The sequence below is a fragment of the Mycobacterium sp. Soil_C_30 genome (assembly GCF_057656995.1).
This window is the reverse complement of the sequence record NZ_JBDGJH010000002.1, coordinates 525,488-546,780: the sequence shown is the minus strand read 5'-3', so window position 1 is coordinate 546,780 and position 21,293 is coordinate 525,488. Positions and strand designations below refer to the sequence as shown.

Annotated in this window: 21 protein-coding genes; 6 read left to right on the top strand and 15 right to left on the bottom strand. The window is 67.6% G+C overall.

The window, feature by feature from the left end:
- Window positions 1–48: 48 nt before the first annotated feature.
- The 5 genes from cobA to AC3A6P_RS05585 all read right to left on the bottom strand — a co-directional run bounded on the left by cobA (window position 49) and on the right by AC3A6P_RS05585 (window position 4,221).
- Window positions 49–1,263, bottom strand: coding sequence for a uroporphyrinogen-III C-methyltransferase (gene cobA / locus AC3A6P_RS05605; protein ID WP_487689329.1), 1,215 nt, complete (start codon window positions 1,261–1,263; stop codon window positions 49–51).
- Window positions 1,260–1,448: a hypothetical protein gene (locus AC3A6P_RS05600; RefSeq protein WP_487689327.1), complete on the bottom strand. Its 189-nt coding sequence runs from the start codon at window positions 1,446–1,448 to the stop codon at window positions 1,260–1,262. The genes cobA and AC3A6P_RS05600 overlap by 4 nt, the downstream gene beginning before the upstream one ends.
- A gap of 10 nt (window positions 1,449–1,458) precedes the next feature.
- Complete coding sequence (locus AC3A6P_RS05595; protein ID WP_487689325.1) at window positions 1,459–1,929, bottom strand: GNAT family N-acetyltransferase; 471 nt, start codon at window positions 1,927–1,929, stop codon at window positions 1,459–1,461.
- A complete protein-coding gene (gene mqo / locus AC3A6P_RS05590; RefSeq protein ID WP_487689323.1) occupies window positions 1,926–3,512 on the bottom strand; it encodes a malate dehydrogenase (quinone) in 1,587 nt (528 codons plus the stop codon). The genes AC3A6P_RS05595 and mqo overlap by 4 nt, the downstream gene beginning before the upstream one ends.
- A 106-nt stretch (window positions 3,513–3,618) precedes the next feature.
- Complete coding sequence (locus AC3A6P_RS05585; RefSeq protein ID WP_487689321.1) at window positions 3,619–4,221, bottom strand: TetR/AcrR family transcriptional regulator; 603 nt, start codon at window positions 4,219–4,221, stop codon at window positions 3,619–3,621.
- Window positions 4,222–4,308: 87 nt separating this feature from the next.
- On the opposite strand from AC3A6P_RS05585, the gene AC3A6P_RS05580 reads away from it, so the two are divergent.
- From AC3A6P_RS05580 to mtr, 3 genes are read left to right on the top strand one after another with little or no spacing between them, the layout of a single operon-like run.
- Window positions 4,309–5,235 (top strand): TIGR03564 family F420-dependent LLM class oxidoreductase, encoded by a 927-nt coding sequence (locus tag AC3A6P_RS05580; RefSeq protein WP_487689319.1) that lies wholly within the window; start codon window positions 4,309–4,311, stop codon window positions 5,233–5,235.
- A 33-nt stretch (window positions 5,236–5,268) separates the two neighbouring features.
- Window positions 5,269–6,291, top strand: coding sequence for an alpha/beta hydrolase (locus tag AC3A6P_RS05575; protein ID WP_487689317.1), 1,023 nt, complete (start codon window positions 5,269–5,271; stop codon window positions 6,289–6,291).
- 4 nt (window positions 6,292–6,295) lie between these two features.
- Entirely contained in the window at window positions 6,296–7,711 is a 1,416-nt protein-coding gene (gene mtr / locus AC3A6P_RS05570) for a mycothione reductase (RefSeq protein ID WP_487689315.1), read from the top strand.
- On the opposite strand, the gene AC3A6P_RS05565 is transcribed toward mtr, so the two are convergent.
- The 10 genes from AC3A6P_RS05565 to AC3A6P_RS05520 all read right to left on the bottom strand — a co-directional run bounded on the left by AC3A6P_RS05565 (window position 7,708) and on the right by AC3A6P_RS05520 (window position 15,727).
- A complete protein-coding gene (locus AC3A6P_RS05565; protein ID WP_487689313.1) occupies window positions 7,708–8,463 on the bottom strand; it encodes an energy-coupling factor ABC transporter ATP-binding protein in 756 nt (251 codons plus the stop codon). The two genes, mtr and AC3A6P_RS05565, sit on opposite strands and share 4 nt — an antisense overlap.
- A complete protein-coding gene (cbiQ, locus tag AC3A6P_RS05560; protein ID WP_487689311.1) occupies window positions 8,460–9,236 on the bottom strand; it encodes a cobalt ECF transporter T component CbiQ in 777 nt (258 codons plus the stop codon). Before cbiQ ends, AC3A6P_RS05565 begins: the two co-directional genes overlap by 4 nt.
- 3 nt (window positions 9,237–9,239) lie before the next feature.
- Entirely contained in the window at window positions 9,240–9,599 is a 360-nt protein-coding gene (locus AC3A6P_RS05555; RefSeq protein WP_487689310.1) for a PDGLE domain-containing protein, read from the bottom strand.
- The gene (locus AC3A6P_RS05550) at window positions 9,596–10,300 is read right to left on the bottom strand and encodes an energy-coupling factor ABC transporter permease (protein ID WP_487689308.1); all 705 of its coding nucleotides are present in this window, start codon (window positions 10,298–10,300) and stop codon (window positions 9,596–9,598) included. The genes AC3A6P_RS05555 and AC3A6P_RS05550 overlap by 4 nt, the downstream gene beginning before the upstream one ends.
- 78 nt (window positions 10,301–10,378) lie before the next feature.
- A complete protein-coding gene (locus AC3A6P_RS05545; RefSeq protein WP_487689306.1) occupies window positions 10,379–10,720 on the bottom strand; it encodes an ArsR/SmtB family transcription factor in 342 nt (113 codons plus the stop codon).
- A 9-nt stretch (window positions 10,721–10,729) separates the two neighbouring features.
- On the bottom strand, window positions 10,730–11,461 hold the full coding sequence (locus AC3A6P_RS05540; RefSeq protein ID WP_487689304.1) for a FadR/GntR family transcriptional regulator: 732 nt from the start codon (window positions 11,459–11,461) through the stop codon (window positions 10,730–10,732).
- Window positions 11,462–11,463: 2 nt separating this feature from the next.
- On the bottom strand, window positions 11,464–12,240 hold the full coding sequence (locus AC3A6P_RS05535) for a 3-oxoacyl-ACP reductase (protein WP_487689408.1): 777 nt from the start codon (window positions 12,238–12,240) through the stop codon (window positions 11,464–11,466).
- Window position 12,241: 1 nt separating this feature from the next.
- Window positions 12,242–13,606, bottom strand: coding sequence for an aldehyde dehydrogenase family protein (locus AC3A6P_RS05530; protein ID WP_487689302.1), 1,365 nt, complete (start codon window positions 13,604–13,606; stop codon window positions 12,242–12,244).
- Window positions 13,603–14,379 carry a gamma-glutamyl-gamma-aminobutyrate hydrolase family protein gene (locus AC3A6P_RS05525; RefSeq protein WP_487689301.1) on the bottom strand — a complete coding sequence of 259 codons (777 nt, stop codon included), beginning with the start codon at window positions 14,377–14,379 and terminating at the stop codon, window positions 13,603–13,605. Before AC3A6P_RS05525 ends, AC3A6P_RS05530 begins: the two co-directional genes overlap by 4 nt.
- Complete coding sequence (locus AC3A6P_RS05520) at window positions 14,360–15,727, bottom strand: glutamine synthetase family protein (protein WP_487689299.1); 1,368 nt, start codon at window positions 15,725–15,727, stop codon at window positions 14,360–14,362. Before AC3A6P_RS05520 ends, AC3A6P_RS05525 begins: the two co-directional genes overlap by 20 nt.
- A gap of 200 nt (window positions 15,728–15,927) precedes the next feature.
- Between AC3A6P_RS05520 and AC3A6P_RS05515 the strand changes: the two genes are divergently transcribed.
- The 3 genes from AC3A6P_RS05515 (at window position 15,928) to ngg (ending at window position 21,219) form a co-directional block, all read left to right on the top strand.
- Complete coding sequence (locus tag AC3A6P_RS05515) at window positions 15,928–17,496, top strand: amino acid permease (protein WP_487689297.1); 1,569 nt, start codon at window positions 15,928–15,930, stop codon at window positions 17,494–17,496.
- 142 nt (window positions 17,497–17,638) lie between these two features.
- Window positions 17,639–19,444 carry an N-acetylglutaminylglutamine amidotransferase gene (locus tag AC3A6P_RS05510; protein WP_487689295.1) on the top strand — a complete coding sequence of 602 codons (1,806 nt, stop codon included), beginning with the start codon at window positions 17,639–17,641 and terminating at the stop codon, window positions 19,442–19,444.
- An 8-nt stretch (window positions 19,445–19,452) separates the two neighbouring features.
- On the top strand, window positions 19,453–21,219 hold the full coding sequence (gene ngg, locus AC3A6P_RS05505) for an N-acetylglutaminylglutamine synthetase (protein ID WP_487689406.1): 1,767 nt from the start codon (window positions 19,453–19,455) through the stop codon (window positions 21,217–21,219).
- The last annotated feature ends 74 nt before the right edge of the window (window positions 21,220–21,293 follow it).

Below are 21,293 nucleotides of genomic sequence, written 5' to 3'. Positions count from 1 at the left end.
CTCGGAACGGTCACAGAACCGCCGGGACGGGCTCCTCGCGCCCTCGGCCTAGGGCGTTCCCACGCCCACCACCGCGCCGATCACGATGATCGCCGGAGGCCGGATCCCCTCGGACCGGATCACTTCGGCCGCGTCGGCCAGCGTGGCCCGCACCACCCGTTCGGCGGACGTGGTGCCGTGCTGCACCACCAGCACCGGCGTCTCCGGCGGGCGCCCTCCGTCCCGCAGGACCTGCGCGAACAGTTCGATCCGTTCCACCGCCATGAGCAGGACGATCGTGCCCGTCATGGCCGCTAGCGCGTTCCAGTTCACCAGCGATTCGGGGTGGTCCGGGGCCAGGTGGCCGCTGACGACGACGAATTCGTGGTTCACCGCGCGATGGGTGACGGGCACGCCCGCGGCTGCCGGGACTGCGATCGCGCTCGTGACTCCCGGCACCACTGTGACCGGGACCCCAGCCGCGGTGCAGGCGAGGACTTCCTCATATCCGCGTGCGAAGACGAACGGATCGCCGCCCTTGAGCCGCACGACGAAGTGCCCGGCCTTGGCCCGATTTATGAGAACGTCGTTAATTGCCTCCTGGGCCATCGCGCGGCCGTACGGGATCTTGGCGGCGTCGATCACCTCCACATGCGGCGGCAGCTCGGCCAGTAGCTGGGGAGGCGCCAGCCGGTCGGCGACCACCACATCGGCCTGGGCCAGCAGGCGGCGACCCCGGACGGTGATCAGTTCCGGGTCGCCGGGTCCGCCGCCCACCAGGGCCACACTCCCCCGCAGATCATTGGCCGTCTCGGCCATCGCTTCGGTGGTGGTCAGCACCCCGGTCTGCAGCGCTTCGTGGATGGCGGTCCGGATGGCCGCCGATCGGCGATGTTCGCCACCGGCCAGCACCCCCACGGACAGTCCTGCGTGGTCGAAGGTGGCGGGAGTGACTGCGGACCCTTCGACAGCGATGTCGGCGCGCACGCAGAAAATGCGGTTGCGTTCGGCTTCGGCCACGATCGCGGCGTTGGTCGGCGGCTCGTCGGTGGCGGCGATGGCGTACCAGGCGCCATCCAGATCGCCGTCGCGGTACTCGCGCAGCTCCAAGGTGATGCCTTCCATCGCCTCCACAGCGGGGGTGGCGGCGCGGGTGATGACATGGACGTCGGCACCGGAGTCGACGAGCAGGCCCAGCCGGCGTTGCGCCACCGATCCCCCGCCGACGACGACGACTTTCTTGCCGGCGAGGCGGACCCCGATCAGGTAGGCGTTCTCGGTCACCCGGCGAGCTTAAAGGGTGCGGTGTGCGCGACGAAGCGACGCACGGACCGCGGGTGCGCGGCGACGGGGCCGTCCGGCAGGCGGTACGCCCACGCCGGCGCGGTCTCGGAAGTGAAATCCAGTGTGGTGCCCTGGAGTTCGTGACCCGGTGACGAGTCGCCCACCGCGATCGCGGAACTGCTCACGTGCGGATGATCACGCCTGATCCTCGGTGCGGCTTCCCGGCCGGAGCATCGGCACGTGCGGGATCCCGTCATCGAGGTACTCGTCACCGTCGCGGACGAACCCGTGGGCGGTGTACATCTCCAGCAGATAGGTCTGCGCGTCGATCCGGCAGCTGTAGTCACCCACTTCGGCGAGAGCAGCCTGCAGCAGCCGGGTGGTGTGCCCCTGACCGCGTGCGGACTGTTTGGTGCACACCCGACCGATGCGGAAGGACTTGCCGCCCCCAGCGTGCTCCTCCATCAGGCGCAGCGTGCTGATGACTTCGCCCTCGGGGGCCTCGAGCCAGAAGTGGCGGGTTTCGGGCAGCAGGTCCCGGCCGTCCAATTCCGGGTAGGCGCAGGCCTGTTCGACGACGAACACCTCGACGCGCAGCTTCAGCAGCTCATACAGGGTGGCCGCGCTGAGGTCCTGCGCCCACTTGCGGCGCAACGCAACCGTCACACCACTCCTGCCGGTTCGGGATCATCGGTGTCCGAGGCCGACACCGAGTGGTCGGACCCCGCTTTGAGCGCGGCCGCGGCCGTGTCGCCACCGGCCTCCAGACCGAGGATCTTGGTGCCCCGCGCCCAGACTTCGGCGAACAGCTCCGGCTCGTTGGAGAGCTCGACACCCAGCGACGGGATCATCTCTTTGAGCCTGGGCTGCCACGCCTGATAGCGCTGGCCGAAGCAGCGCTCCAGCACGTCCAGCATCGCGGGCACCGCGGTGGACGCACCGGGTGAGGCGCCCAGCAGACCGGCGATGCTGCCGTCGGAGGCGGCCAGCACGGTGGTACCGAACTCAAGGGTGCCAGCGGGTCCCTTTCCGCCCTGTTTGGGCTTGATGACCTGCACACGCTGACCCGCCACCGACAGCTCCCAATCGGAATCGACTGCGCTGGGGGCGAATTCACGCAGAGCGTCCACCCGGTCGGCTTCGGAGAGCCTGAGCTGTTTGATGAGGTAGTTGACCAGGCTCATCTGCGACAGACCCACCCCGAGCATCGAGGCCAGGTTGTGCGGCTTGACCGACAGTGGCAGATCGGTGACCTTGCCCTGCTTCAGGAACTTCGGCGACCAGCCGGCGAACGGGCCGAACAACAGCCACGGCTTGCCGTTGATGATCCGGGTGTCCAGGTGCGGGGCGGACATCGGCGGAGCGCCCAGCGGCGGAAAGCCGTACACCTTGGCGCGGTGGCCTGCGGCCACAACCGGATTGGAGGTACGCAGGAACTGCCCGCCGACCGGGAAACCGCCGTACCCCTTGGCCTCGCTGATGCCCGACTTCTGCAGCAGCGGCAGCGCGTCGCCGCCGGCTCCGACGAAGATGAACTTGGTGTTGATGGTGCGCTTGGCACCCGTGCGCCGGTTGGTGACCTTGACGTTCCAGCTGCCGTCGGACTGCTTGGACAGGTCGCGCACCTCATGACCGAACAGGGCGGTGGTGCCGCTGCGAACCCCGTACCCGATGAGTTGCTTTGCCAGTGAACCGAAGTCGATATCGGTGCCGTCGGTGGTCCAGTTCAGCGCCACCGGCTCGGAGAAGTTGCGCTTGGCGGCCATGAACGGCAGCCGGCGGGCGAACTCGTCCGGGTCGTTGATGAACTCGGTGGTGGCGAACAGCGGGTTGGACGCCAGTGCGTCGCGCCGCTTACGCAGGTACTCGACGCGACTGGACCCATGGACGAAGCTGACGTGAGGTACCGCGTTGATGAAGCTGCGGGCGTCGGTCAGGATGCCGGTCTCGATGGCGTGCGCCCAGAATTGCCGCGACACCTGGAACTGTTCGTTGACGTGGACGGCCTTGGTGATGTCGATGGTGCCGTCGGACTTCTCCGGGGTGTAGTTGAGCTCGCAGAGCGCCGAGTGCCCGGTACCGGCGTTGTTCCACGGGTCGCTGCTCTCGGCGGCGGCGCCATCGAGGCGTTCGATCAGCGTGATGGACCAGTTGGGTTCCACGATCCGCAGCAACGCGCCCAACGTGGCGCTCATGATGCCGGCGCCGACGAGTACGACGTCTGTCTTGGCTACCTGGGCGTCTGACACGAGTTCAACTGTCCTTCGCAATCGTGCGGCCGTCGCAGCGATGCGTGCGCATCGACGACGTTGTAGTGCCAGGTTATCCCGCCGCGGTTGACCTCAACCCGGCGAGTCAGGTGATTTCAGTCGCCCGGCGGGGCGCAGCGGCCGGCCGTAACCCGTCGATGAGGATCTGCACCAGCCGTTGTTGCTTGTGTTCGTCGCGGTCCGGCTGCTCACCAACCCAGGCGATTGCAGCCGCCATGTCGAGCACATCGCCGATATCGGCGTCGGCACGCAACTCCCCGGCGGCGACCGCCTGGGCCAGCAGCACAGCACCCGCCGCCCGGGCCGCGCGACAGGCGTCCTTACCGTCGTCATCGTCCTCGGGAGGGGCCACCAGGCTGCGCGCCAGCCCCTCGAACATGCTGCCTTGGCAGATGTAGGCCTGCACCCACCGGCGCAACGCAGCGACCGGGTCGGCGCTGCCGGCCAGCTCTGTCCCCAGCGCCGCGATCTCCCGCAGGCCGTTCTCGATCACCGCGAGAACCAGCAGGTCCCGGGTCGGGAAGTGCCGGTACAGCGTGCCGGGTCCGACGCCGGCACTGCGGGCGATGTCGTCCAGGGATGCCGTGACGCCCGCCCGCAGGAAGGCGTCGTGGGCCGCCTCGATCACCCGGCGCCGGTTGCGGGCGGCGTCGGAGCGCAACGGTCGCGCGGGTGGCGCGGATGCCATGTCGGTCCTTCCCCTCGACAAACGGAGACTCTCTCCATATATTGACCGGAGACTGCCTCCGAATACTACCGACCCTGGGAGATGACCATGCGTATCACCGCGATGACCGTGCCCGACCCGGGCACTCCCGACGGTCTCACCGGCGTGCTCTCCGCGATCTCCGACGCCGAGCGGGCCGGGTTCAGCCGGGTCTGGCTGCCGCAGCTGCCGGCGTTACCCGGTGTCGCCGCCTGGGACGCGCTGATGGTCCTGGCCCTGGCGGGACGGCAGAACACCACGATCGAGCTGGCCACGGGTGTGTCCATCGCCTACCACCAGCATCCGCTGACCCTGGCGCGGCAGGCGCTGACGGCCAACGCGGCTGTCGGCGGCAGACTGACCCTCGGGCTCGGCGTCAGCCATCCGTCGATGATCGAGGCGCTGGGCTACTCCTACGAACGGCCCGCGGCATATCTGCGGGAGTTCCTCGAGATCCTCAACCCGGCGCTGGCCGGCCACCCCGTGGACCACCACGGGTCCCGGCTGACAGCCGTCGGGCAGGTCGACCTGCAGGGGGCACCGGCACCGCCGGTGGTCCTGGCTGCTCTCGGTCCTCGGATGCTGGAGCTGGCCGGCGCACTGAGCGACGGCACCGTCACCACCTGGACCGGCCCGAAGACCCTCGGCACCGCCATCGTGCCGCGCATCACCAAGGCCGCGGCGGCCGCGGGCCGGCCGGCCCCCCAGGTGATCGCCGGCCTGCCGGTGGTGGTGACCTCTGATGCCGGCGCCGCCCGGGAGTCGCTGGCCGCCACCTTCGCGATCGCCAACGACGCGCCCGCCTACCGCGCGGTACTCGACGCCGAAGGCGTCAGCAGCGTCGCCGACGTGAGCATCGTCGGCGATGAAGAGCAGGTGAGCGCGCAACTGGGCCGGTTCGCCGACGCCGGCGTCACCGAGTTCGTCGCATCTGCGCACGGTGACGCGGCCACGGTGGCACGCACCACGGCGCTGCTGTCGTCCCTACAGATCTGACCGGAGCAGGTCGCTCGTGGTTAAGGTGAATCCGTGACGGCATGGGAACCAGACGTGCTCCCCGGTTACCTCAAGACCACCATCGAACTGGGCGCCGATCCGCACGGCGAAGGTGACCTGGTGGCAACTCTGGTACGGCCCGAGCGGACCACCCGTGCGCGCCATGCGGTGCTGGCCGTGCACGGATACACCGACTACTTCTTCAACACCGAACTCGCCGACCGGTTCAGCGCGCGGGGGTTCACTTTCTACGGCCTGGACCTACACAAGTGCGGCCGGTCCTGGCGGGAGGGACAGACCCCCCACTTCACCACCGACCTGGCACGTTATGACACCGAACTCGAGCACGCCCTCGAGATCATCCGCGCGGAAACGGATTCGGCAACGGTGTGTGTGTACGGCCATTCCGCGGGCGGGCTGATCGTCACGCTGTGGCTGGACCGCCTGCGCCGACGCGGCCTCACCGAGGCGCTCGGCGTGGGCGCCCTGGTGCTCAACAGTCCGTTCTTCGACCTGCACGGCCCCGCGATCCTGCGGACGCCGCCCACCGGCGCCGCCCTGATGGGCCTGGCCCGGCTGCGGAAACTGCACGTCATCCGCAAGCCCACTCCGGGTGGTTACGGAACATCCCTGCACCGCAACTACTCCGGGGAGTTCGACTACGACCTCACCTGGAAGCCGGTGGGCGGGTTCCCGGTGACCTTCGGCTGGATCAACGCCATTCGGCGAGGACAGTCCCGGCTGCACCGCGGCCTCGATGTCGGGGTGCCCAACCTGATCCTGCGCTCCGACCGCAGTGTGCCCGAGGCGCGCGGAGCCGCCGACAGCACAGCGATCCAGACCGGGGACGCCGTGCTCGATGTGCGCCAGATCGCCCGGTGGGCCGGCTGCGTGGGCGGCACCCACACCACGGTGGCACCGATCGTGGACGCCAAACACGATGTGTTCCTGTCACTCTCAGCTCCGCGCGAGGCCTCCTACCGGGAACTGGACCGCTGGTTGGATCACTACCTGGTCGCGTCAGAGAACACCCCGACCCCTTCCGGACAGGATTGAGCACGTGGACCATTTCGACCTGACAATCATCGGCACCGGCTCGGGAAACAGCATTCTCGACGAACGTTATGCCGACAAGAAGGTGGCGATCTGCGAACAGAGCACCTTCGGTGGAACCTGCCTCAACGTCGGTTGCATTCCGACGAAGATGTTCGTCTACGCCGCGGAAGTGGCTGCGACCATTCGGGATTCAGCCCGGTACGGTATCGACGCACGGATCGACAAAGTGCGCTGGAACGACATCGTGTCGCGGGTCTTCGGCCGTATCGACCCGATCGCGCTCGGCGGGGAGCGCTACCGACGCTCCTCCCCCAACGTCACGGTTTTCGACAGCCACACCCGGTTCGGCCCCACCCAAGCGGATGGCCGCTACCTGCTTCGCACCGAAGCCGGAGACGAGTTCACCTCGGATCAGGTGGTGATCGCGGCCGGGGCGCGCGCGGTGGTGCCGGACGCGATCGCCGATTGCGGTGTGCCGTTCTACACCAGCGACACCATCATGCGGATCTCGGACCTGCCGGAGCACCTGGTGATCGTCGGCGGCGGTTTCGTGGCAGCCGAATTCGCGCACGTGTTCTCGTCGCTGGGTACCCGGGTGACGCTGGTGATCCGCGGGTCCACGCTGCTGACCCACTGTGACGACACGATCTGCGAGCGCTTCACCGATATCGCTTCCAAGAAGTGGGAGATCCACAGCCGGCGCAATGTCACCGGCTCGCGGCCGTGCGACGCCGGGGTGGAACTGGAACTCGACGACGGTGCCGTGCTCCAGGCCGACGCGCTCCTGGTGGCCACCGGCCGGATTCCCAACGGCGACCTGCTGTCTGCGGAGCTGGCCGGCGTCGAAGTCGACGAAGAGGGCCTGGTCAAGGTCGACGAATATCAGCGCACCACCGCTCGCGGTATCTTCGCTCTGGGCGACGTCAGCTCCGCCTACCAGCTCAAGCACGTCGCCAACCACGAGGCCCGGGTGGTCCGCCACAATCTGCTGGCCGACTGGGACAACACCGACACTTTGGTGGCCGCCAATCATGAGCACGTGCCGTCCGCGGTGTTCACCGACCCGCAGATCGCCATGGTGGGGCTCACCGAAAACGAAGCCAGGGCTGCGGGTTACAACATCGCCACCAAGGTGCAGGACTACGGCGACGTGGCGTACGGCTGGGCCATGGAGGACACCACCGGCATCGCCAAGATCATCGTGGAAGCCGACACCGGAACCATCCTCGGCGCGCACATCATGGGCCATCAGGCGTCGTCGCTGATCCAGCCGCTGATCCAGGCGATGGCGTTCGGTTTGGGCGGCCAGGAGATGGCGCGCGGGCAGTACTGGATCCACCCGGCGCTGCCGGAGGTCATCGAGAACGCGCTACTGGCGCTGTGCGGTGAGCCGCCGTGGCCGCCGGCCAAGAGACACTAGGGCTTGCGCGCCAGCGCGCCGTCGAGGTCGAATCCCCACGGCAATTCGAGCCGGTGCGCGGCCAGCAGGGCCTCGTCTCCGAGCACTGAGGCGATGTCCCCGTCGGCGACCACCCGGCCGTGGTCGATGACGACGGCCCGGTCGCACAGTTGGGCCGCGTACGGGAGGTCATGGGTGACCAGCAGCATGGTCGCCTCCAGGGTCTGCAGGGTCTCGGCGAGTTCCCGGCGGGCGACGGGGTCGAGATTGGCCGACGGTTCGTCGAGCACCAGGATCTCCGGTTGACACGCCAGCACCGCGGCCAGCGCTCCGCGGCGGCGCTGCCCACCGGACAGGTGCGCGGGACTGCGGTCGGCGGCCTCGGTCATGTCGACGGCCTCCAGTGCGTGACGCACCCGCTGCGCCAGTTCCTCCCCCTGCACACCGAAGTTCGCGGGCCCGAATGCGACATCCTGGGCCAGCGTGGGCATGAAAAGCTGGTCGTCGGGATCCTGGAAGACCAGCCCGACGCGGCGGCGGATCTCACGGACCGTTTTGCGCGACAACGTGATTCCCGAGATCTCCACCGTGCCCTCCGACGCGGTGAGGACACCGTTGAGATGAAGCATCAGCGTGGTCTTGCCCGCGCCGTTGGGACCCAGCAGTGCGATCCGCTCGCCGGCGGCCACTGTCAGGTCCACACCGTCGAGTGCTTTGTGGCCGTCGGGGTAGGCGTAGGTCAGACCCGCCACGCGCACTGCGGGAGCGTTCATCGCGCCACCCAGGCGCCGGCCGCCACCACGACACCCGCGGCGGCGGGCAGCAGTGCCGCAGTCCATTGGGCGGCGCTGGCCCGGGGCACGGCCGCGACCCCCGCCAACTCGGGCATCCGGCCGTCGAATCCACGTGACAGCATCGCGACGTACACGCGTTCACCTCGTTCATAGGATCGCAGGAACAACGCGCCCACCCCCTTGGCGATGGCGCCGGCCTGGTGCAGCGCCCGGGGTGAGTCACCGCGGGAGATCCGCGCCATCCGCATCCGGCTGATCTCGGCCGACAGGAGATCGAGGTAGCGGATCATCAGCACCAGCACCGAGGTCATCATGGCGGGCACCCCGAGCCGGCTCAGTCCCAGGGGCAGCTCGCGCGCGGTGGTGGTAGCGGCCACGGTCAGGGATGCCGCCACGCCGAGGGTGCCCTTGATGACGATTCCCCACGCGGCCCACAGCCCGGGCACCGACAACTGCAGACCCGCGAACACCACTCGTTCACCGCCTTCGGCGAACGGCAACAGCACCGCCAGCACCACAAACGGCAGCTCGATCAGCATGCGCGGCAGGATCCAGCTCAACGGGATCCTGCCCACCGCCCACACCGTGAGAATGACTGCCGCGAAACCGGCGTAAGGCCAGAACATCTCGCGTGGCGTGGCAACGACGGCCAGGACGAACACCACCAGGGCGGCCACCTTGACCTCGGCCGGCAGCCGGTGTAGCGGCGAGTCGGCGTGCCGGTACAGCGGGTGCGCGTGGCCGGCACCCATCCGTCAGTCCCTCGTCTTGCGAGAGCGTGCGATGAGCCAGAACGCACCGCCGGCGACGGCCAGGGTCACCACGACGCCGATGACCCCGGCGATACCGCCGGTGTTCTCGCCACCGGCGACGGCGTAGTCGGCCAGCGGTGAGCCCGCCATCGAGTGGTCCTCGGCGTCTTGGGCGATGCAGGAACCGGTCAGGTGCTCACCGTCGGGGGTTTCGACGACTTCACAGCCCTGCAGGGTCGCCGAATCCAACCCGTCGGGACTGGCACTGGCGAAGTAGGACACCACCCCGGCGATCAGCAGGGTGGCCACCGCGAAGCCGGCCCAGAACACCCAACTGCGTTTCCTCACCTCGGTGGCGGTCATACCGAGACCTCTTCCCGACTGTTGCTGGTGCGCAGCAGGTACACCAGGTCCGGACGGGCCCGCACCACCGCCATGACCGTCAGTGCGGTGATCACACCCTCACCGACACCGATCAGGAGGTGCGTACCGAACATGTAGCCCGCCACCGTCGGCAACGACGTCTGCGCGGCTCCGCCGAGAGCGTATTCGAGGACGAAACCCATTGCGGCACAGACTGTTCCTATCAGCGCAGCAACGAACGAGATGGCACCCAGCACCGGCACGGACCCGGCGTAGCGGCGTCTGGTGAGCCGGCGCAGCAGCACCGCGGTGCCGTACCCGGCGGCCACCCCGATGACCGCCATGTTGACGATGTTGGTGCCCAGCGCGGTGACACCGCCGTCGGCGAACAGCAGGGCCTGCACCACCAGAACGATCGAGATGCACAGCGCACCGGTGTACGGCCCCACCAAGATGGCGGCCAGCGCGCCACCGAGCAGATGTCCGCTGACACCGGGCAGGATCGGGAAGTTGACCATCTGCACGGCGAAGATGAAGGCGGCGACCAGACCGGCCAACGGTACGGCGCGTTCATCGAGTTCTGCGCGGGCTCGCCAGGCGCAGGTTCCGATGACAGCCACCGCGAGCGCCAAGAACAGCATCGAGACGGGTGCGTTGACGATGCCGTCGCTCATGTGCATCGCCACTGGGGTGCTGACCATCCACCGAGCCTAGGCCCGATCGTGAAAACATGTCTAGTTGTTCAGATGAACAGGGTGAAGCCTGTCCGCCCGGGCAGGTCAGCCGTGTGCGGCACCTATCCAATGCAGCAGGTCGTGCACGGTGTGATCCTCCAACTGGTAGGCCACCTGGCGTCCCACCCGCGTCGAGGCCACCCACCCCTGCTGGCGCAGGACGCGCAAAGCTTGCGATACGGCGTTCTCCGACCGCCCCAGCGCTGCCGCCAGATCGCCGACGCAGATTCCCGGCGCCCGATGCAGCGCCAGCAGGATCTCCAGCCGGTTCGGGTCGGACAGCAGATCGAACCGCAACGTCCAGCCCGAGATGTCGACATCGGCGAGCGCCGATGATGCGCGGTGCATCGGCGTCTCTCCCGTCGATGCAGAACCCGGGGTCGTCATGCTTCGAATTTAGTCCAAGAATCCGTGTAAGAGCGCCGCTGACCCGGCGACATGCGCGCGCATCGCCTCGGCGGCCCCTTCGGCGTCACCCGCCAGGATGGCGATCACGATGGCTTCGTGCTGCTCGTCGGAGTGCGCGATGTTGCGGGCCAGCAGCGGAATCTGGTCCAGCATCGCGTTGAGCCGCATCCGGTTCTCGGCGACCAGGGGCACCAGCGACGGCGATCCCGCGGCGGCCGCGATGGCAAGGTGCAGCCGGGAGTCCAGCCGCCGGTAGTCCTCCAGTTTCGCGGTGCGGACGTCGGTCAGCCGCGACCACAGCTCCTCGCGTTCGGCGGCGGTCAAGGTGCGCGTGGCCGCCATTCTGGCGGCACCGGACTCCAGGATCTCCCGCAGCCGCAACGCGTCGTCGATCTCGTCGCGGCCGGCGTGGGGCTGCTCCCCGGTATGGACCGGGAGCTCCTGCGCCAGGAACGTTCCGCCGTAGCGGCCGCGCCGCGACACCAGGTAGCCGGCGTCGGCCAATGACTTGATGGCCTCCCGGACCGTGTCGCGGCTGACACCGAGGCGGGCGGCCAGCTCCCGTTCCGGCGGCAGCGACTCCCCCGGCTGCAACACCCCGAGGCGGATGGTCTGCAACAGCCGTTCGACGGTGTCCTCGAACGCGTTCCCGGGCCGCACCGGGCGCAGCAGGGCCTCGCTGGCCTCTGCTGAGCTCGGCACCTCCGGGACGGCGCTCATGTCTACAGCGGGGTCACGTAGTGGCCGCTGATCCCCCCGTCGACCAGGAACGTCGACGCGGTGATGAACGACGCGTCATCAGAAGCCAGGAAGGCGACCGCGGCGGCCAGTTCCTCGGGCTCGGCGAACCGGCCGACGGGCACGTGCACCAGCCGCCGGGCCGCGCGCTCGGGATCCTTGGCGAACAACTCCTGCAGCAGCGGGGTGTTCACCGGTCCCGGGCACAGCGCGTTGACCCGGATGCCTTGGCGCGCGTACTGCACCCCGAGCTCGCGTGACATCGCCAGCACCCCACCCTTGGATGCGGTGTAGGAGATCTGGGACGTGGCCGAGCCCATCACCGCCACGAACGACGCGGTGTTGACGATCGACCCCTTCTGCGCCGGCACCATGTGGCGCAGCGCGGCCTTGCAGCAGAAGAACACCGACTTGAGGTTGATGTCCTGTACGCGGTCCCACGCGTCGATGCCGGTGACCTCGATCAGATCGTCCTCGGGCGGGCTGATGCCGGCGTTGTTGAACGCGATGTCCACCGAGCCGTGGGACTCGGCGGCGGTGTCGAAGAGCGCATCCACCGCGGCCTGGTCCGAGACGTCCACCTGGACGAAGGTGCCGTTCAGGTCGTCGGCGACGCTCTTGCCGGTGGCCGGGTCGATGTCACCGATGACGATGGTGGCGCCCTCGGCCTTCATCCGCTTGGCGGTGGCCAGCCCGATTCCGCTGGCGCCGCCGGTGATGACGGCCACCTTGCCTGCCAACCGCTGGGTCAGATCCATGATGTCAGTTCTCTCCGATCGCGATGAAGACGTTCTTGGTTTCGGTGAAATGCTCTGGGGCGTCAGGACCCAACTCGCGGCCCAGCCCGGACTGTTTGAAGCCGCCGAACGGCGTGTTGTACCGCACCGAGGAGTGCGAGTTGACGCTGAGGTTGCCGGCTTCCACGGCCCGCGACACCCGCAGCCCGCGCGACAGATTGTCGGTCCAGATCGAGCCGGACAAGCCGTATTCGCTGTCGTTGGCCAGCGCGATGGCGTCGGCCTCGTCGTCGAAGGGCAGGACCGTCACCACCGGGCCGAAGATCTCCTCGGTGACGGTGCGGTCGGTGCGTTGCGGCACCAACACCGTCGGCGGGAACCAGTACCCGGGGCCCGACGGTGCGCTGCCCCGGAACGCGACCGGCGCGTCGTCGGGCACGTAGGCGGCCACCGACTTCCAGTGCTTCTCGGAGACCAGCGGACCCATCTCGGTGTCCCTGGCACCGGGATCGCCGACGACGACGCCCTGCACAGCAGGTTCGAACAGTTCCATGAACCGATCGAACACATTGCGCTGCACCAGGATCCGGCTGCGCGCGCAGCAATCTTGGCCGGCATTGTCGAAAACACCGTAGGGCGCGGTGGCGGCGGCCTTCTCCAGATCACAGTCGTCGAAGATGATGTTGGCGCTCTTGCCGCCCAGCTCCAGGGTGACCCGCTTGACCTGCTTGGCGGCGCCGGCCATCACCTGGGTGCCGACTTCGGTGGAGCCGGTGAACACGACCTTGCGGACGCCGGGATGCGTGACGAACCGCTCACCGATCACCGACCCCTTGCCGGGCAGCACCTGGAACAGGCCCTCGGGCAGACCCGCCTCGAGCGCCAGCTCCCCCAGCCGGATCGTGGTCAGCGGGGTCCATTCGGCGGGCTTGATCAGCACAGCGTTGCCGGCCGCCAGCGCCGGGGCGAATCCCCACGACGCGATGGGCATCGGGAAGTTCCACGGGGTGATGATGCCGACCACACCGATGGGTTCGTGGAATGTGACGTCCAGACCCCCGGCGACGGGAATCTGTTTGCCGGAGAACCGTTCCGGGCTGGCCGAGTAGTACTGCAGGACGTCGCGGACGTGGCCGGCCTCCCATTCGGCGGCACCGATGGGATGCCCGGAATTGGCGACCTCGAGGGCGGCCAACTCATCGACATGGGAGTCGACGGCAGCGGCGAAGGCGCGCAGCGCCGCCGCTTTCTCGGCGGGTGCGGTGGCCGCCCAAGCGCGCTGGGCCACCTGGGCACGCGCGACGGCGTCGTCGACGGCGGACACGTCGAGTTGTTCGACGGTGCGCAGCACTTCCTCGGTCGCCGGATTGATCAGCGTCGAGTCACTCATGAAACCCTCTCTGTCGCATATATATTGGCCGCTCCCACCACTCCGGCGAACAGCCGCAGATCGTCGAGGCGCTCTTCGGGGTGCCACTGCACCGCCACCACCCAGGAGTGCGGATACTGTGCCGGGTCCAGTTCCACGGCCTCGATCACGCCGTCGGCGCTGTCCTGCGCGCTGATCACCAGCCCGCGGCCCAGGTGGTCGATGGCCTGGTGGTGGTAGCACTGCGCGTCCGTCGATTCCCCGATCAGCGCCGCGGTTCTGGTGCCCGGCACGGTGCGCACCGTCGAGGTGGTGAACACGGCGTTGCCGGCCTGGTGGCGGGTGTGCCCGAGCAGATCGGGCAGGTGCTGGTGCAACGTCCCGCCGAGCGCCACGTTGAGCACCTGGGCTCCGCGGCAGATGCCGAGCACCGGCATGTTGCGCGCCAACGCGCCACGCAGCAAAGCGAATTCCCAGGCGTCACGGTCACGCGCCGGCTGGTCGGTCGACGGGTGTGCGCCGTGGCCGTAGGCGGCCGGGTCGACGTCGCGGCCCCCGGTGATGATCAGCCCGTCGAGGCCGTCGAGCACCCGGGACGCGATGGTCTCGTCCACCGGCTGCGGCGGCAGCAAGGTGGCGATGCCGCCGGCACGGGTGACGCCCTCGAGGTAGATACCCGGCAGGAAGCTGGCCAGCACGTCCCACACCCCGGTCTGGGCCTGCTGCAGATAGGTGGTCAGGCCCAGGACCGGCCGAGGTCCCTGGCCGGCCGTTTCAGAGACGTTCGAAACCACGCACCCGCTCCCAGTCCGTCACCGCCGAGTTGTAGGCCTTCAGCTCCACCCGGGCGTTGTTGAGGTAGTGCTCCACCACGTCGTCGCCGAACGCCTCGCGGGCGATTGTCGAGTTCTCGAACAGCTGCGCCGCTTCGGCCAGGGTGGTCGGGAGCCGCTGTGCGCCACCGGTGTAGGCATTGCCCTCGGTGGGGTCCTCCAGTTCCAGGCCGGCGTCGATACCGTGCAGCCCGCCGGCGATCAGCGCCGCCACCGCCAGATACTGGTTGACATCACCGCCCGGGGCACGGCACTCCATCCGCATCCCGTGGCCGTGACCCACCACCCGCAGTGCACAGGTCCGGTTGTCGATCCCCCACGCAACCGCGGTCGGTGCGAAGCTGCCGTCGACAAATCGCTTGTAGGAGTTGATGTTCGGTGCATAGAACAGCGTCAGCTCACGCAGCGTGGCCAGCTGCCCCGCGACGAAGCTGCGGAACATCGACGACATGCCCAGTGGTTGGCTGTCATCGGCGAAGACAGCGCTACCGTCGGTCCCCCGGAACGACAAGTGGATATGGCAGCTGTTGCCTTCCCGCTCATCGAATTTCGCCATGAAGGTCAGGCTCTTGCCATGCTGGTCGGCGATCTCCTTGGCACCGTTCTTGTAGATCGTGTGATTGTCACAGGTGACCAAGGCCTGCGCGTAGCGGAAGCCGATCTCCTGCTGCCCGAGATTGCACTCGCCCTTGACCCCCTCGCAGTACAGTCCCGCACCCTCCATGCCGAGGCGAATGTCGCGCAGCAAGGGTTCCATCCGCGTGGAGGCCAGCATCGCGTAGTCGATGTTGTAGTCCGTCGCGGGCGTCAGATTGCGGTAGCCCGCTTTCCAGGCGTCCCGGTAGGTGTTGTCGAACACCATGAACTCCAGCTCGGTGGCGGCCACTGCGTCCAGGTTGCGGTCGGCGAGCCGGTCCAGCTGTGTGCGCAGGATGCTGCGCGGGGCCTGCACCACGGGCTTGCCGTCGGTCCAGGACAGGTCGGCCATCACCAGCGCCGAGCCGGGAAGCCACGGCACCAGGCGCAGGGTGGTGAAGTCCGGGGTCATCACCATGTCGCCGTAACCGGTTTCCCAACTGGAGATGGCGTATCCGTCGACGGTGTTGTTGTCGACGTCGACCGCCAGCAGATAGTTGCAGCATTCAGCACCATGGGCGGCGACGTCGTCGACGAAGAGCCGCGCTGAAATCCGCTTACCGGTCAGCCGGCCCTGCATATCGGTGAACGCGACGATCACCGTGTCGATGTCACCGGCGGCGACCAGTTCCTCCAGTTCCCTCTGGGACAGCAGACCCGTGTTCACGCCCATGCACACTCCCTTGTCCGATTCCGGTGAAAGTCAACCATTGCACGCCGCCCGCCGCCGAATTCACCCTGAACTTTTACCGAAATGTGGCAGCCAAAGGTAGGACACCAGACCAATAGCGTTCTATTGTGCCTACTCAGTGAGAGCCGGGTCACATCCTGGCCGAGTGCGCTCACGTTCGCCGCAACGTAAGGAGGGCAACGGTGCCCGAAGGCCACGAACAACTCACCGACGACGAGAAACACCTCGCAAAGCTGGGCTACGCCCAGGAGTTGCAACGGTCCTGGTCCGGTTTCTCGAATTTCGCGATTTCGTTCTCGATCATCTCCATCCTGGCCGGCTGCTTCACCTCTTTCGGCCTGGGCTGGAACAACGGCGGGCCCGCCGCCATCGCGTGGGGCTGGCCCATCGTGTCGGTCTTCATCCTGATGATCGGCTTGTGCATGTCCGAGCTGGTGTCGGCCTACCCCACCTCAGGAGGCATCTACTGGTGGGCCGCCAAACTCGGAGGCCCGAAAGCCGGCTTCTACACCGGCTGGCTGAACCTGATCGGTTTGATCGCCATCCTGGCCTCGGTCGCCTACGGCAGTGCCACATTCCTCGACCTCACCCTGGGCACCTTCAGCGAAGGCTGGCTGGCCGGCTACAGCCTGACCCGGACATTCGTCTTGTTCGTCGTGATCCTCGCCGTCGTGGCGACCATCAACATCTTCTCGTCGCACCTACTGGCGGTGATCAACAACATCTCGGTGTGGTGGCATGTGGCAGGTGCGGCGGCGGTCATCCTCATCCTGTTCCTGGTGCCCGAGCAGCACGCCAGCTTCTCGGACGTGTTCACCCAGACCATCAACAACTCCGGGATCTTCGGAGGCGAGAAGAACCTCGGCTGGGTGCTGTTCGTCCTGCCCATCGCCGCGATCCTGACGCAGTACACGATCACCGGATACGACGCCTCGGCGCACCTGTCGGAAGAGACACACAGCGCCGCCGATGCGGCAGCCAAAGGCATCTGGCGCTCGATCTTCTACTCCGCCATCGGCGGATGGATCCTGCTGCTGGCGTTCCTGTTCGCCGTCCAGGATGCCGACGAGGTGTCCGCCGGCGGCGGTGCCGTGGTGACGATCTTCACCCAGGCGATGGATTCGCAGTGGGTGGGCATCGTGTTGTTGATCTCCACCGCCGGCCAGCTGTTCTGCACCACCGCCTGCCAGACCAGCGCCTCGCGCATGCTGTTCGCCTTCAGCCGCGACCGGGCCGTCCCCGGACATCAACTGTGGTCGAAGATCAGCGCCAAGCGGGTCCCGGCCAATGCCGTGATCGTCACCGCCGTACTGGCGGCCGTCATCACCCTGCCCGCCCTGGTCGAGGTCGACATCAACGGCGCACCGGTTCCGGTGGCGTTCTTCGCGGTGGTGTCGATCGGCGTCGTCGGCCTGTACCTGTGCTTCGCGGTGCCGATCTATCTGCGTTGGCGGATGGGTGACGCGTTCGAGGTGGGGCATTGGAATCTGCGTGGGCACCACAAGTGGCTGGCCCCGATCGCGTTGGTCGAGATCGTCATCACCTCGATCATCGCGATGTTCCCGACGTCGCTGGGCGGCATGCCGTGGGACCCGAGCTTCGAGTGGAAGTTCGTCAACTACACACCGCTGTTGGTCGGCGGGGTGTTGATCCTGCTGTTCATGTACTGGCACGTGTCGGTGAAACACTGGTTCACCGGACCCATCAAGCAGGTCGACACCTCGGGAGGAACGCTCGAAGGCGTCTCCTGACCGGCCCGGCCCGAGCCGCCCCCCGTGTCTGTGATGGGGGTCTCGCCCGGGTTTGGCCGTCTTTCCGCTGGGTAAATCCTTTCGTCGCCGGGCGCCGACGCGCGGCAGACGCAGCGGAAGCCGACAGAGTAGGGTCGAACACGTGTGTGGAGCCACCGGCGAGGTACGCCTCGACGGAAAAACCCCAGATATCAGTGCCGTCGCCGCGATGGCCGAGGTCATGGTCCCCCGCGGGCCAGACTCGGCAGGAGTGTGGTCGCAAGGCAGGGTCGCGCTCGGGCACCGTCGCCTGAAGATCATCGACCTCTCCGAAGCCGGCGCCCAGCCGATGGTGGATTCCGAACTCGGGTTGTCGGTCGCCTGGAACGGGTGCATCTACAACTACGAAGAGCTGCGCGACGAGCTCGCCGGCCACGGCTACCGCTTCTTCTCCCACAGCGACACCGAGGTCCTGCTCAAGGGTTACCACCACTGGGGTGACCGGTTCGTCGACCACCTGAAGGGCATGTTCGCCTTCGCCATCGTCGAGCGCAACAGTGGCCGGGTGCTGCTGGGACGCGACCGCCTCGGCATCAAACCCCTCTACATCACCGAAGACGCCCACCGAATCCGGTTCGCCTCGTCGTTGCCCGCCCTGCTGGCCGGTGGCGGGGTCGACACCCGCATCGATCCGGTGGCGCTGAACCACTACCTGAGCTTCCACTCCGTCGTGCCGCCGCCGCTGACCATCCTGCGCGGCGTCCGCAAACTGCCGCCGGCCTCACTGCTGGCCATCGAGCCCGACGGCCGCCGGGTCGCGACCACCTATTGGACGCCGGATTTCTCGCGCCGCGAAGACCGTGCGGACTGGACCGAAAACGATTGGGAAGACGCCGTTCTGGAGTCGCTGCGGCTTGCCGTCAAGCGTCGCCTGGTGGCTGACGTCCCAGTGGGCTGCCTGCTCTCGGGCGGTGTCGACTCGAGCCTGATCGTCGGGCTGCTCGCCGAGGCCGGCCAGCACGGCCTCAAGACGTTCTCCATCGGTTTCGAGTCGGTCAACGGTGTGGCCGGCGACGAATTCAAGTACTCCGACATCGTCGCGAAGCGGTTCGGTACCGACCATCACCAGATCCGGATCGACACCGCCCGCATGCTGCCCGCGCTCAACGACACCATCGGAGCGATGAGCGAGCCGATGGTGAGCCACGACTGCGTGGCCTTCTTCCTGCTGAGCCAGGAGGTCTCCAAGCACGTCAAGGTGGTGCAGTCGGGCCAGGGCGCCGACGAGGTGTTCGCCGGCTACCACTGGTATCCCCCGATGGGCGAACCCGCCGCGGCCTCCCTGGACGGCTCGGTGGCCGCCTACCGTTCGGCGTTCTTCGACCGCGACACCGCCGGCGTCGGCGCTTTGATCACGGCCGCGTACGCCGCCGAGGGCGACCCGAGCGGTCAGTTCGTCACCGAGCACTTCGGCGCCCCGGGCGCCGCCACCGGTGTGGACCGCGCGCTGCGGTTGGACACCACCGTCATGCTCGTCGACGATCCGGTCAAGCGGGTTGACAACATGACGATGGCGTGGGGCCTGGAGGGCCGGGTGCCGTTCCTGGACCACGAACTGGTGGAGCTGGCCGCCACGTGCCCGCCCGAGCTCAAGACCGCCCATGAGGGCAAGGGTGTACTGAAACAGGCTGCGCGCAAGGTGATTCCGTCCGAGGTGATAGACCGGCCCAAGGGTTATTTCCCGGTGCCGGCCCTGACCCACCTCGAGGGCCCCTACCTCGAGATGGTGCGTGATGCACTGTTCGCCCCCGCCGCCAAGGAACGGGATCTGTTCCGTCCTGACGCGGTGGACCGATTGCTGGCCGACCCCAACGGCAGGCTGACCCCGTTGCGCGGCAACGAACTCTGGCAGATTGCACTCTTGGAGCTGTGGCTGCAGAAGCACGGGATCTCGGGACCGGCGGCGTGAGCGCGACGATGAGTCAGCCCGAGTCCGACCCCACCGAAGCGATCACCCTCGGCCTGCACGACGCCTCGCCCCAGCATCTCGTCGACGCCATGGCCAACAATGTGGAACTCGAACTTGGTTGGGGCAGACTCATTTTCGGCCAGACGTTCGCCGATCCCGCCGAACTGGCCGAGGCGCTGCGCCGCGAAGGCCCCGGCCGCCGCGACATCTGCATCTACGCTCGCGAGTCCCACGTGCTGGTGGCGATGGCACCACACGAACTCTTCATCGACCCGAGCCACACCTACCGACTCCGGTTCACCGGAGACACACTGGAGTCGGCGCGGCCGCCGGTTGCGATCACCGTGCGACCGCTGCGCAGCGTCGCTGACGCCGACGCGATGAACCGGGTCTACGTGCGCTGCGGCATGGTTCCCGCTCCCACCGAGCTCATCTGGGACAACCATCAGCACGCCGGCGCCGTCGAATACCTGGTCGCGGTGCGCGATGACGACGACACCGTGATCGGTACCGTCACCGGCGTCGACCACGAACTGCTGTTCTCTGACCCCGAACAGGGTTCGAGCTTGTGGACGTTGGCTGTCGACCCGGCCGCCAACGTGCCCGGTGTCGGGGAAACGCTCACCCGCGCGCTGGCCGCGATCTTCGCCGAGCGAGGTCGCGCGTACATGGATCTGTCTGTGGCGCATGACAACAACGCCGCGATCGGGTTGTACGAAAAGCTCGGTTTCCAGCGAGTCCCGGTGCTGGCGATCAAGCGTAAGAACGCGATCAACGAACCGTTGTTCACGCCCGCGCCGGAGACGGTCGATGACCTCAATCCCTATGCCCGGATCATCGCCGACGAGGCGATGCGGCGCGGGATCCACGTGGAGGTGCTCGACGCCGAAACCGGCGAGGTGCGGCTGTCGCATGGCGGGCGCAGTGTCATCACCCGAGAATCCTTGTCGGAGTACACCTCTGCGGTGGCCATGAGCCGCTGCGATGACAAGCGGCTGACCCGGCGCATCGTCAGCGAGGCGGGTGTCGTGGTTCCGCGTGGCCGGCTGGCCACCTTCGACTCCGGTGATCACGAGTTCTTCGCCGAGGTGGGCGACGTCGTGGTCAAACCCACCCGGGGTGAGCAGGGCAAAGGGATCACGGTGGGGATCTCCAGCGACGAGGAACTCGACAGCGCCCTGGCCCGGGCGCGTGAACAACACCCCGAGGTCCTGATCGAACAGCGCGCTCCCGGCGACGACCTGCGACTGGTGGTCATCGACGGCAAGGTGGTGGCCGCCGCGCTGCGCAAGCCCGCGGAGATCATTGGGACCGGTAAGCACACCGTCGGTGAACTCATCGAGGCCCAGAGCCGTAGGCGCGCCGCGGCCACCGGAGGCGAATCGGTGATCCCCATCGACGAGGTCACCAAGTCCACGGTTGCCGAGGCCGGCTGGTCGTTTGATGACGTGCTGCCGGAGGGCACCCGTCTGCGGGTGCGCAACACCGCCAACCTGCATCAGGGCGGCACCATTCACGATGTCACCGCCGAGGTGAACCCGGAACTGTGCCGGGTGGCGGTCGTCGCGGCCGCGGCCATCGGCATCCCGGTCACCGGTATCGACCTGCTGGTGCCCGATGTGACCGGCGAGGAATATGTTTTCGTCGAGGCCAACGAGCGCCCCGGGCTGGCCAACCACGAACCCCAGCCCACCGCGGCGGCGTTCATCGACTTCTTGTTCCCGGGTCAGCCGGGACTGCCCCAGGCCTGGACGCCGGAGCACGCACCGGAGTGAGCGCTTGCGCGAACGACGCGTGCGTGCCAGTCAGACCCAGCACGCACCGGAGTGAGCGCTTGCGCGAACGACGC